This window comes from Arthrobacter sp. TWP1-1, assembly GCF_049897845.1.
Taxonomy (GTDB): Bacteria; Actinomycetota; Actinomycetes; order Actinomycetales; family Micrococcaceae; genus Specibacter.
Window position 1 is genome coordinate 94264 of record NZ_JAFCXC010000009.1, and the last position, 12917, is coordinate 107180.

7 protein-coding genes are annotated in these 12917 nt (G+C 55.8%); 3 read left to right on the forward strand and 4 right to left on the reverse strand.

The features are described from left to right. Positions 1-15: 15 nt before the first annotated feature. From ACP7B9_RS14715 to ACP7B9_RS14730, 4 genes are all read right to left on the reverse strand, one after another. On the reverse strand, positions 16-3177 hold the full coding sequence (locus ACP7B9_RS14715; RefSeq protein WP_425864561.1) for a DUF3427 domain-containing protein: 3162 nt from the start codon (positions 3175-3177) through the stop codon (positions 16-18). Between the two features lie 210 nt (positions 3178-3387). Beyond that, positions 3388-4290 carry an RES family NAD+ phosphorylase gene (locus ACP7B9_RS14720; RefSeq protein ID WP_425864563.1) on the reverse strand — a complete coding sequence of 301 codons (903 nt, stop codon included), beginning with the start codon at positions 4288-4290 and terminating at the stop codon, positions 3388-3390. Between the two features lie 129 nt (positions 4291-4419). Next, a complete protein-coding gene (locus tag ACP7B9_RS14725) occupies positions 4420-5364 on the reverse strand; it encodes a sce7725 family protein (RefSeq protein ID WP_425864565.1) in 945 nt (314 codons plus the stop codon). Positions 5365-5372: 8 nt separating this feature from the next. Beyond that, positions 5373-6257, reverse strand: a complete 885-nt coding sequence (locus ACP7B9_RS14730) for a sce7726 family protein (protein ID WP_425864567.1) — start codon at positions 6255-6257, stop codon at positions 5373-5375. 516 nt (positions 6258-6773) lie between these two features. On the opposite strand from ACP7B9_RS14730, the gene ACP7B9_RS14735 reads away from it, so the two are divergent. The 3 genes from ACP7B9_RS14735 to ACP7B9_RS14745 all read left to right on the forward strand — a co-directional run bounded on the left by ACP7B9_RS14735 (position 6774) and on the right by ACP7B9_RS14745 (position 12843). Continuing rightward, complete coding sequence (locus tag ACP7B9_RS14735; RefSeq protein WP_425864568.1) at positions 6774-9983, forward strand: glycosyl hydrolase family 95 catalytic domain-containing protein; 3210 nt, start codon at positions 6774-6776, stop codon at positions 9981-9983. A 141-nt stretch (positions 9984-10124) separates the two neighbouring features. Next, positions 10125-12200, forward strand: coding sequence for a DUF222 domain-containing protein (locus ACP7B9_RS14740; protein WP_425864570.1), 2076 nt, complete (start codon positions 10125-10127; stop codon positions 12198-12200). A gap of 166 nt (positions 12201-12366) precedes the next feature. Continuing rightward, the gene (locus tag ACP7B9_RS14745) at positions 12367-12843 is read left to right on the forward strand and encodes a DUF6941 family protein (RefSeq protein WP_425864571.1); all 477 of its coding nucleotides are present in this window, start codon (positions 12367-12369) and stop codon (positions 12841-12843) included. The last annotated feature ends 74 nt before the right edge of the window (positions 12844-12917 follow it).

The following is a 12917-nucleotide window of genomic DNA, read 5'->3' on the forward strand; positions in this document are numbered from 1 at the left end:
CGGCAACTTTTCCCACTACTGGGCAACTGCCGCCGCCTCAGCAAAGACGTCGCCCGGCATTGGACGATGTAGCTTCCACGTGATGGCTATCGGCTTCTCACCCTTGTGCTGCACATAGTCCACTTGGCCTAGGCAGGTGTAAGGAACCGTCAGCCCAGTTTCATCGTCAGCGGTATCTCGAGTGAAGATCAAGACCTGAGAACCATGTCCCTTCGGATCAAGATAGCGCTTCCCTGTAGGACTCACGGGTGACGTTGCGTTTTGTGATTCCCAGTGAAAGAGATCTGGGCTCAGCGCATAGTCCTTGTACATCGTGGTCGCTGAATGATTTGTCTCATCTTTGTTCAACGTCACGAAGAATGCATCGGTCTTACTGGTTTCGCACCAGGCAACCCCGCCCATGCTGATGAGTTTCCGCTGCTGCTGGGTATCAAGTGACTTCGCACCAAGCGCCGCCAGCACCTCATAACGTCCATATGTCAGGTGACTCTGCAAGGGAGACCACGCCAACTGTCCACCAAGACTCTTGCCGGCTCGCTTCGAAGCTGCCGCTCCGAGCGTTACGATCTGGGCAATCTCACTACACACGAACGGATATTTCCGCAGCGTCACTAAGCCTTCGTCGTAGTTGGCAAAGCCTCCTCCGTTGTCCCAAAGAGTGAAGAACAGCATCCGGGCATAGACCTGGTGCCGCGGAGAGAGATCCCTATACGCAGGCGCGTCGGGGCCAACCAACATTGAATAGGCCTCCGCACGCTCCTGGTCATCAACGTGAATGAGTGAAGCCATCCGGGTCAGCAACTTCTTTTCTTCGACCGATGCCATTTCGTGCAATTTGCCAGTCAGTAAAGCTTCGGCCGGTGACTGGTTGCCAATCAGGCCAGCAAGCCTCAGATACTCCGTCCAAGAGTTCTTTGTGGACTTGTAAATCGTCTTCATCTCATGGCCGGACTTCGCCAGGTAGTCCACCAAGAGAGTTTCACCGTAGGACTTTATGTCTGCAACCAGTTTCGGTTTGTTTAACTTCAATTGACTCTTCAGGTTCGCCAGGACGACGTCCTTGGCGACTCGGTCTAGGACAATCTGTGAGCCTAACGGCAGGAAGGGGAACTCGTCTTCAACTGCCTTCTCCAGCTGCTTCCGTCCGTAGCCGGTCATGGCCCGGAAGCGAACGTCAAACCGGAATTCACGATGCTGTTGGCCGATGAAATCCATGACCGTCAGGACAGCTTTGCCTTTTGCTCGGCGCAGTCCTCGACCGAGCTGTTGCATGAAGATCGTGGCGCTCTGAGTGGGGCGCAGCAGGAGGATGGTGTCGACCTGGGGAAGGTCGAGTCCTTCGTTGAAGAGATCCACCGCGAAAATGCAATTGATCTCCCGCTTACGCAGCTGTTTCAGCGCAAGGGCTCGTTCGCCGTCGTCGGTCATTCCGGAAACGGCGACTGACTTTATCCCTGCCTTATTGAAAACCTCGGCCATGTAGTGGGCGTGCTGGACGGACACGCAAAATCCGATGGCCCGCATGTCCTCTGTACTGGTTACCTTGCCCTGGAGTTCCTTGATGATCTTCGCTGCACGCGCATCGTTCCCCGTGTACACGTCATTGAGCTGTTGCAGATCATATGATCCGCGCTTCCATTCCAAATCGCTCAGGTCAACGCCATCTGACACACCAAAGTAGTGGAATGGCACGAGGAGATCGGCGTCGAGTGCATCCCACAACCGGAGTTCACTCGCTGTTCTCCCGTCAAAGAATTCGTCCGCAACGTGGATACCGTCTCCTCGCTCAGGAGTAGCAGTAAGCCCCAGCAATTCTTTCGGCGTCAGAGTCTCGATGAGCTTGCGGTAGGTCGGCGCTGCAGAATGGTGAAACTCATCAATGACAACGACATCGAAAGCAGCCGGGTCGAATGCAGCCAATGTTTTGGAATTCAAGGACTGAACGCTGGCAAATACGTGGCTCCACTCCTTCGGCTTGTTCTTGCCGACAAAGAGTTCGCCAAACGAACCGCTCTGTATAACGTTGCGGTAAGTGGTCATCGCCTGCTGGAGAATCTCCCTCCGGTGAGCGATAAAAAGGAGGGAGAGGTCCTTTCCAGCCGCTTCACATAGGCGTTTGTAATCCAGAGCAGCAATGACGGTTTTGCCAGTCCCCGTGGCGGCAACCAGTAAGTTGCGATGAAAACCCTTATTTCTTTCTGCTTCCAGGTCCTCCAGCATCTCTACTTGGTGAAGAAATGCCGCGACCTCGAGACCAGTGAATCCACTCGGTGCCTGAATCCTTTTGCCGCCATTCTTTTGAAGTGCGGCGTCCAGCTTGTCTGCGTCAGTCTCGGGGCTGTAAGACTGGAATGCCCGCTGCTCCCAGTAACTGTCAAAGGTGATGCCGAATTTCTGCAGCAATGCGGGCGTGCCAATATTGGATAAGCGCACATTCCATTCAAGTCCGTCGACCATGGCGGCATGGCTGAGGTTTGAACTGCCTACATAGGCGGTACTGAATCCGCTGTTTCTATGAAAAAGCCATGCTTTCGCATGAAGCCGGGTGGAATGTGTTTCATAGCTGATCTTGACCTCAGCGCCGTATCTATTGACCAATTCGTCGATAGCCCTGCGCTCGGTGGCACCCATATACGTGGTGGTAATTACCCTGAATTTTCCACCGCGGGCCTTGAGCGCGTCGAGTTCGCGCTCGAAAAGTCGCATCCCCGTCCAACGTATGAAGGCGCAGATTAAATCGACCGAGTCGGCGGATTCAATTTCGGCCCGAATCTCCACCGCCATGTTCGGATCATCTTTGGCATTTGTGAGAAGGGCGCTATCACTGAGGTTTGTGTTCGGCCTGCGAAGCTGCCGGCGCTTAAGCACATCGGGCCTGTGTAGGGACGTGAGTTGCGCAGGTCCTGATGTCACCAGATTTCCTGGATCGATTACCGTCAAAAGTTCGTTGACCTTTGAAACCCGGTCCTCGGCAGCGGTATTTTGCAGCAAACGCTTCACAGCCTCGGCCACGTGGCGAGAAAGCGCCTCGGGTGATTCGCTACTGCCAATCAGTGAGCTCTTAGATTCAAGATGCGGCACAGCTTTGAGCCGCGCATCCAGATCGTCTGTATGGAGGAGCTCATAAAGCCCCTCTGCTAGCAGCTCCGGCGAATTTTCCCCATCAAATGTGTTCACCAGGCCAGGCTATGCGGTGGGTGCGACAAAGACTAACTGAGCGGGGCGTCTGAAGGCAGGAACCGACTCACCTTATTGCGGGCCGTAAGGCGACATCGGTGAAACAATATCTGGCCGAAATTTTTAAGCAAGAGAAGACAAATAGTGACTAATAGACAAAACGTTTGAATGGACAGAAACCCTGACAGTTGCAGAATAACGGCAACTAAATCACGATTCTGAAATAACAGCGCTAACTCGATCCACCTTATAAAGGGACACACTAACAGAAGTCACAAGTTGCGGTTGAAACATTGCCAAATTGATCCCCCGACCCACCGAGCTACGATAAACAACACCATCGAACCCAAGTTTTTTCATAAATTCACACAAGTACTGACTAGGAATATATTCGAAGGCTGCTGCTGTAGGAAGCACGGGTCGAGATAACTCTTCACCCAATTTTTCCAGTAACGGAATATCGACTCGCAGTTGGCCAATATCACTAGAATCTGACAACAAGAACGGGGAAACTTGCTCTCGAGGATTCCTTAGATCGACTACTTTGATGTTAGGGACGGAAAATTTGGCGACACTAGCAGTGTCACCTGTGTGCGGCCGAGTTTCAGAAATGGCAGTTTCCGGATCTGACCCCAGGTAGAGGTAAGGGATACCAACCGGATTAGCTCTTCCATGACTAGCAAGTTCATGAGGTGGCGCTCCCATCTCGTCCAATGCGAAAGGCGATGACTTCACGTTTAAACGCGCCCTGTACCACGATTCACCAAGATCACTAATAATCAGAAAATCAAGCAATTGCCCGAATCTGTCCATGTCGATTGATTCCGTAAAGAACCAGCGATTCTTATGCTTGATCTCATCTCGCAAATTATCCCACTGAGGCAAATTATGACTCACATACTCGGGTGAAGGTCGAAACCTCCGCCGCACAATGTCACCATCATCTAGGATTTCACCAAGCAACTCTTTCGCGTGCGCATTGTCCATCTTAGAGTTACCGAACAACGCCCAATCCTGCCTGAACCATTCCACGAGCGATTTACCGCCCTCAGATTCTTCGTACACATTAGTGAGTCGTTCAAATTCAGCAAATAACTCTTTGGGCTCGACCAAGGGAACCTCAAGGCTTTCACAATACCCGCAAGTACCAATCTCTAATTTGCGGGTCTGAGCTATAGTTCGAAACGAAGTTTCCCTTAGTCCACGATCGCCGAAACATTCAGGACAACATTTCCGCATTCTTTAGTTGACCTGATTTTCGTGATATTCAGCAAGTGTTTCAATGTGATGTTTTATCGACAATTTCTTAATAAAGCCAAGCCCGGGAAAATGACCTCGCGAATGGAGATCACGAAACTCCTTTATTGCGCTGGTTTCGTAAAGATACGAAGCGCCGCTATCAAGTCGTACCATGAGTTTATTTAGAGCTTGCCCGAACTTCCCCGCCGGGTCAGTCGGCGTGTCATTACTATCCGAAATGAAATGGTAAACAAACATCTCATCATCACTCTCCGGATTAATGAAGGTCAAATGAATGGCGACAGCATATGCCGGCCCGCCGCCCTCACTGTAATTATCGCCAACGGTAAGAAAGTCTCCATATCCGGTCATGCCCATTTCTTCAAACAAAATATGCCTGTCCGAAAAACGATCGATCTCACCGTAGGCTGAGTTTTTCATACGGACAAATCCATCGTGGATAATAATTCGCTCACTACTCAAAAAATTACGCCTATACAGGGCAGATGACTGCAACTCGACGAAGACATTGATAGATTCATCGAATTCAGATTCAATAGCTTGAGCCAGTGGTTTCGCATCGACAAATCCCGTATGAATTAGAACGGATGGCGTCGAAGTGCCGCCCAAACCAACAATGGCTTCCTGGAGAGTGGTCTCGCTCCTGAGCAAGAAACCGGAACGGATGGCATCATTGCCTCGGTAGTTGTCCTCGAGCAGTTCTTTGATGCTGCGACCATCCGACCTATGGTCGCCGTGGATCGGATTGGTGATGACTATCGCTCGACCACCGGCGGCACAAACAGCGTCGAGTGTTCGCTCCAGTCCGCTCAAAGATTCCTTTACAGGCTCTATGATCGGGGTAAATCCGGAGTCGGCTAACGTATTTGCCAGTTCACGAATTGCAATCAATTCAAACTGTTTGCCACGAAAATACGGATAGTACATCTGAATCTTTACCCCCAGGACATCGCCACGCTTAGCGGCGTTTTGATTGCTTCAGAAATTCTTTGACGAGCAGCTTCGCTCGGACTTGACGTAAGAATACCGGCCTGTAGTGATTTTGGCACCATTTTGACGTAACTATTCAAATTACGCTGTCCGCGTGTTTTCTTGAGGACTTTTACCATCAAATGGTGTACAGTATCCGCCTCGAACCCGCATATCAATTCAGAGAGCATTGACCTTAAGTGGATATTGGGGACTTCCGGCACGTGTACGCCTAACGCCTGAAGAATCATGATTGCCTCTGACGTACGTAGAGTCTCAAACATGACGGCCGGACATGTTCGAGATGGTGAATCAATTGCTTCCCTTCGAACGGATATTTGGAACCGGTCGGTGAGTACCATCAGGCCGACATCTTCGGGAACCAAATCCCGCACGGATTTGTAGTGACTCTCACTCATGATTACATTAGTGGAGGCAAAGACCTTGCGATAGCTTCTAATCTGATTTTCAAGTCGGGCGAGTGAATCTCGCTCAGACTTTATTTCATATACTGTTGACGTCCCATTAAGAATAACCACATCGGCTTTGCATGCCCCAGCTCGAACTTCATTCAGAATTGATGCAGTATTAAGTGAGTGTTTACCGAGTAATATTTTATGAACCAAGGCACTGCGGTAAACGTACTCGTCGCGGTTCCCTGATATTTTGAGCTTGTCGAAAGCTGTGTCGAATAAGTCGGCGATGACTGCATCTTCGCCTAGCAGTTGCTCTAAGGATGACTGCTTTGCCAACCGAGCTAAAAGAGGGGATTTCCCCTTGGTTGCGAGTTGGCGGATTACGGATGCCGAGAAGAATCGGGTCAAAACTGGCAAGTTGTTCGTTGAGGACATGCAACGACCTCATTTCACTGTTCGCTTGCTCCTGCAGTAGACAGACTACAACGTCCGGGCCCCCGAGGCACAAGATTCATCCGTGAGCCGTCAATTGGGCGGCCTACGGTCGCCTCTGCGATTGCCCACTTTTGAGTTGGGGCTGCAGCCTGTCGATGCCTGGTCTAGTAGTCGAATACTTGATCGGAATTCGGTTCAATAATGCTGCACTTCGCCTGCATATCCTTATATGCGGAAGCTATGAGGACTGCGGCCAGCAGCCGCTACAAAATACTTGCCCAACCTTGGGTCGTATTCCCAAGGCGCGTCCCCACGTTCGGCAAAGTCCTTAACCCGTTCTGATGGACGTGAAAGGCGCCCCGCCGAGGCGAAAAGCCACTCACTGAGGTAACACTTAGGACATCCGTAGACATCCGATGTTATGCATGCCAAACTTGCACTGCATTGCGTAGATCACAGACAGTTCCCCGAGATGCGCAGAACAAACACCAGACCTATGTAGCTCAGGAGTTGTTTATGACCTTCGTACAACCAACCCGACGCCAGGCCCTCAAGCTCGGCGGCATGCTTGCCCTCACGCCGCTTGTCGCTCAACTTTTCACCCAAACTGCATCCGCCAAGACGGCAGTCCAACCCGCCACGGTCTTGGCACCCCACCCGGCACTTTCAAGCCACGCACTTTGGTACCAGCTGCCCGCCACTGATTGGCAGTCCGGCGCACTCCCCATTGGCAACGGCCGCCTTGGCGCCATGCTCTTCGGCGATCCGGCAAGCGACAGGATCCAGTTCAACGAGCAGAGCCTCTGGGGCGGCGCCAATGACTACGACAACGCCCTGGCAGGACAACCCGACGGCGCGTACGACACCAGCGTCACAGGCTTCGGCTCCTACCGGAACTTTGGCAACGTGGTTGTCAGCTTCAATGAACAACCAGTCGTCACCTCACCCGGCGGACCCTACAAGATCTGGGGCGCCGAAGGCGTCGAAGCCTCCGTCGACAACAACACCGGCACCAAATGGTGCATCGAAGGACCACCGGCAACGGTGACGTGGCAGATCAAGCTGCCGTCCGCCGTCGTGGTTTCAAAGTACACATTGACCAGCGCCAACGACGTGCCCGCGCGTGACCCGCAGAACTGGACGCTCTCAGGTTCCCAGAACGGTGAAAGCTGGACTGCCCTCGACACCAAGTCCCTTCCGGCGCCGTTCGAGGGGCGTCGCCAAGCCAAGGAATTCACCTCGACGAACCAGACCGCCTACGCCTATTACAAGTTCGATTTCACTCCCAAGCCCGGCGTGAGCCACTTCCAGGTCTCCGAAGTTTCCCTGGCTGGCGTGAACATGGGCGGACAGTCTTCCCTCTACCTCTCCTCCCCCACCGGCCAGTCCGACGGCGACGGAACAGGCGCGGATATCATGCGCACCGTGGACGGCTCCCCCACAACGGCGTGGTCGGCACCCAACCCGGGATCCGGCGTCGTATGGCAGGCAGACTTGGGCAAAACCGTGGCCCTGACGTCCTATTCATTGACATCGGCGGCAGACAACGCCGGCGAGGATCCAACACAATGGGTTCTCGAAGGCTCAAGCAACCGCCGCGACTGGGTTGTTCTGGATTCGCGCTCCCCCGGGGCACCCTTTGCCTCACGCAGCCAACCCCTCTCCTTCCCCCTGTCCGGCACGGCAACCTTCAGCTCTTACCGCTTGACGCTGCGCGGAGCTGCCGGCGCCGCGCACCTGCGCATCGCAGAGGTGAGGCTGCAGGGCAACGGCTTCGATTCCGCCGCAACATCTGCGGTGGCCGAGTACAAGCGCGCCTTGGACCCGACCATTGGCGTCCACCTCACCCAATTTGGCACCGCCGGCAACCGCGTCCTGCGAGAAGCATTCGCCAGCCGGACCGCCGACGTCATCGTCATGCGCTACGAAACCGACCGGCCCGGCGGACTCACCGCGTCACTTGCCCTGACCTCGGGACAGGACGGCGTAGCCACGGCGGCCGACGCATCATCGCGCTCCCTGGCCTTCTCCGGCATGATGGCCAACCAGCTCAAGCACGCGGCCACCCTGCGCATCGCCGAGACTGACGGCACGGTCACCGGTGTGGGCGCGAGCCTTCGCGTCCAGGGCGCCTCGACAATGACCCTGATCCTCGACGCCCGCACCAATTACAAGCTCGACGCCGCCGCTGGCTGGCGCGGTGCGGACCCGGAACCCGGCATCGCTACGGCCATTGCCGCCGCCGCATCCCGTCCCTACGACCAGTTACGCGCCGAACACCAAGGCGAACTCTCACCCCTGATGTCACGCGTCTCCGTGGATTGGGGAACGACGCCGGACCAGGTCGCCAAGGTGCCCACTGACGTCCGTCTCGCGGCCTACGGCGCGGGGCAGGATGATCCCAGTCTGGAACAAACCATGTTCGCCTACGGCCGCTACCTGTTGCTCGGCTCATCTCGCCGTGGCGGGCTGCCGGCCAACCTGCAGGGCCTGTGGAATGACAGCAACCAGCCGGCATGGGCTTCGGATTACCACACCAATATCAATGTCCAGATGAACTATTGGGGCGCTGAAACCACCAACCTGGCCGAAAGTCACGAGCCCCTCATAGAGTTCATCCGGCAGGTGGCGGTCCCCAGCCGGGTGGCCACCCGGAACGCCTTTGGCGCGGAGACTCGCGGCTGGACGGCACGGACCAGCCAGAGCATCTTCGGCGGAAACTCCTGGGAGTGGACCACCGTTGCCAGCGCCTGGTACGGACAACACATCTACGAACACTGGGCGTTCACGCAGGACGCGACGTATCTGCGTGAGACCGCTGTTCCCTTGCTGAAGGAGATCTGCCAGTTCTGGGAGGACCGCCTGGTTGAGGATTCCGACGGGAAACTGGTGGCCCCGGATGGTTGGTCGCCCGAGCATGGCCCGCGTGAGAACGGCGTCATGTACGACCAGCAGATCATCTGGGACCTGTTCCAGAACTACATCGACTGCGAGGCCGCAGCCGAGTTGGATCTTGAATACCAGACCAAAGTCAAGGAGCTGCAGTCGCGGCTCGCACCCAACAAGATCGGCAAATGGGGTCAATTGCAGGAATGGCAGGCCGACCTTGACAGCGCCACAGACATCCACCGCCACACCTCGCACCTCTTCGCGGTCTATCCGGGGCGTCAGATCAATCTGGCAGAGTCGCCGGAACTGGCAGCGGCCGCCTTGGTCTCACTGAAGGCGCGTTGCGGAGAAAAGGAAGGCGTGCCGTTCACCGAAGGCAGCGTCTCCGGTGACAGCCGCCGGTCCTGGACCTGGCCTTGGCGTGCCGCATTGTTCGCACGCCTAGGTGAGGCCGAACGTGCCCGGTTCATGCTGCGCGGGCTGTTGCGCTTCAACACCTTGCCGAACTTGTTCTGCAACCACCCGCCATTTCAGATGGATGGCAACTTCGGTATCACCGGCGCTGTGGCGGAGATGCTCATCCAAAGTCACACCGGCACAATCCACCTCCTCCCAGCGTTGCCCGCTTCGTGGGCTGACGGTTCCTTCACCGGGCTCCGCGCCCGGGGCGGATACCAGATCGACTGCACCTGGAAGGGCGGCTTGGTGACGGAAGTTGTTGTCATTGGCGACAAGTCGCCAAATCTGGGCAACATCACGATGCGCATGAATGGGAAGAACTATAAGGTCAAGCCCACAAAGCCGGGCGACAAGACCAAGCCGTTCTCGCCCAACTAGGCGCTTGACTTAGATCTACTGCAGCCATCTGAGGTTCAGGCTGCAGTAGGTCTAGTTGGGTTTCGTGTGGGCGTTCTAATTTGTTCTAGAAACTTTCGAACATTTATAGCAATAGGCGAACATATCAACTAGAATCGTGATATGGGTAGTTCAGCGAATTTCCCGGATTCTCGGGATGATTCATCCACCACAGCGAGTGTGGCGGACCTGATTACTGCGCTGTCTTTGCCCAAGGTTGAGCCGCTGAAGTCGTGCCTTGAGGCTCTTGCTGAACTACCCGAGCTGCCTGTCCTTGGTGAATCAGGACCTGCGTCGTATTCGCAGTTGGATGGGGTTCAGTCCTTGATGGATGAGTGCTTGCACGCCGTCACGGCGCTGCGTCGGCATCAAAACCAGTGCGCAGCACTTTTAGCGACCATGGTGGAGCGGTTAGAACAAGCGACCCTGATCGAGGGTAGCTTGTTGAGCCTTGATCCATGGCAGCGTGGCCTCTCAGTGGATCAGGTCCGGGCCGAGGTCGCTGTGGCGCTTTCCATTCCAGAGGGCGCAGCCAGTCGGCTCATGGGTCACTCCGGCACCCTCGTTCGTGAGCTACCCGAGTCGATGGCCGCGATACAGTCCGGAGACCTAGGCTGGGACTACGCCGTAACCATTGCCGAGGAAACCGATCTACTGCGCACCACCGGGCAGGAAGCGGCCGTGGTGACGGCCTTTGAGCGGGCCTTGCTGAAGAAAGCCGCGGGCAGTACCTTGCGGAGCTTTAGGGACAAAGCACGCCACCTGCGGGAACGTGCCTACCCGGAAACCATTCCGGCACGCACCCGCCGAGCCTACACAGACCGCAGACTTAGTATCAATCGGAGCCTGGATGGGATGTCATGGCTGAGCCTGTACGCACCTTCCTCTGCGATCGAGGCGATCTGGGATCAATGCACCATGACCGCGAACGCTGCTCAAGGCCCCCACGAAGACCGGACCGTGACCCAACTACGCGCCGACGTGGCCGCAGCCCTACTCCTGAATCAAACCATGAGCGAAAACCGCATCTACCGCCCCGCCCCCAGCACTGACACCGATGGCACTGATACAAATATCGACAAGTGCGCCGACTCCGGCGCCAGTTCTGATTCCGGTGATGCGTGGTTCTTTGCGTCGGAGCCGGATCCTTGCGGTGGTGGATCATTCCCTGATCCGTATCAGGGCGGTTTTACCTTGGGTCGAGGGGTGATTCCCGTCTTTGCTGATCCCGATTATTCCTCTCCGGGGTTCAGGGAACCGGATATTAGGAACAATCCGCAGTGGCATCCAGAACTTGACGTCATCCACCTCGAACCACCCCCAACTCAGTGCGGAGCACCGGACAGCCCTCAACCAGACGGCACCAGAGGAGGCCGCACCGGAGTAGACAATGGACAAAGAGCTCATTATCCGCCGCTGCCGCAGGCGTTGCCGGTGGTGCTGATCCCGGTGATGTCGTTGTTGGGGCTCACGAATGAGCCGGCCTGGATGGAAGGTGCCGGACCCATCAGCATGGACGTTGCCAAGCGGATGACGGAATCCGCGCCAAGCATGTACCGGTTACTGGTAGACCCGATCAGCAACATACCCCTGGAAGCTGCCATGGATAGCTACAGGATCACTAAGTCCATGCGGACCATGCTGCGGATCAGGGATGAATACTGCCAATTCCCCGGCTGCAACGCGAAAGCCTCCACCTCCGAGGTGGATCATATGAAAGCCTTTAGCGCCGGCGGGAAGTCCACGGCCGCTAACCTTGAGCATCTTTGCCGACGCCATCATTTACGGAAGCACTTCAAGGACGACAAGAACCGTTACGGCCAGCGCCGATCCATCAACGAACCCGAACGGCACAGTCTGCGCTTTCGCGGCTGGACACCGCGACGCGAAACAGACGGCCGTGTTTCCTGGACTTCACCCTCGGGACGGTACTGCCCACCCGAACCCGAGCACCACCAGCCACCCGCCTACCCAAAATGGGTCAAGAACACCATGACCACGATGACCACAGAGCAATCTGAACACGACTGGGAACAAGAAATACTGGACATGCCAGAAGACGACGGCAGTTGGGGACCCGACAGCATGCCCGAACCCCCACCCGGCTACTTCCCCGCCAATGCTGAGGAAGAAGAAATCCTCATCCTCGAAACCATCCAACAGGCACTCGCCGACCCCACCTTGGGCCTCGCCCTTTGATCTAGTCGAAATCTAGGTCTCGACAAGCTCGACCAGCGAGTAGCGAGCTCGACCACCGGGCGACAGGCTCGACCAATAGCCGATCACGAGCCAACAGGCAGTGGCCGATCACCTCGACAGCCTATGGTTAAGGCATCAGCCCTCTGACAGCTACGGAGACGTCCGCATGACAGATCTATCGAGCGCAAGCGCCACCATCTTGATCGCGGACTTCGTCAACATCGATGCTGCCGGGAAGGTCAATGTGATTGGCGGCGGCATCCAGTTCCTGGGATCGGACCCTGCCAGCGACCAGACCGCGCCGTTCTCGATATTTGTGAGCGTCACCGTCAGCATTCCCACCTTTGATGAGACGCAGGCGACCGTGGAAGTGGTGCTCGTGGATTCGGACGGGCAGCCTGTCACTGTGGCCGGCACGGATGGGCCCAACGTGATGCGCTTCAGCCAGTCAGTCGATTTCCGGCACTCGGCAACGCCTGACATGCAGCTGCCACCCATGGGCTTCCCGGGATGTTCGAACGTTGTGTTGAATTTTCCTGGCGGCTTGCCCCTGCCCACGGGGACTACATATGAGTGGATGGTGTTGCTGGATGGGACACGACTCTCTGCAACATCGTTCTTTGTGCCGGGGCCGTCTGAGTAGGCCTGCCACGGCTCAGATTTAAGGTTAACATTTCATTACTGTTCAGTAACATCTGTTGATCTGGGCTTCATTGG